Source organism: Bacillus sp. SIMBA_005 (assembly GCF_046535585.1).
GTDB classification, from domain to species: Bacteria; Bacillota; Bacilli; order Bacillales; family Bacillaceae; genus Bacillus; species Bacillus pumilus.
Genome location: NZ_JAWRWI010000940.1, coordinates 1 through 247 on the forward strand (window position 1 = coordinate 1; position 247 = coordinate 247).

The following is a 247-nucleotide window of genomic DNA, read 5'->3' on the forward strand; positions in this document are numbered from 1 at the left end:
GGGCCGGCAGCTGATGCAGCAGGGCCGGCAGCTTTTCCCTCAGCAGCAGATTGCCGGAGCCGGCCTGAGAAACGCAGGCACGGGCGGCGGAGGGGGCTTAAAAGGGATGCTTTCCCGTTTTTTACCCGGTTCAGGAGGAGGAAGCGCTGCCGCGTCGGCACCGGCGGCGGCCAGCGGAGGAGCAGGTGCAGGACTGCAGGGAATACAGAACCTGGCAAGTCCGGCATCCCTGTCGAGCATGCTCGGC

General features: G+C 66.4%; 1 pseudogene. It reads left to right on the forward strand.

From position 1 onward, the window contains the following. Positions 1 to 247, forward strand: a pseudogene (locus SB660_RS22845) (hypothetical protein); the annotation flags it as partial.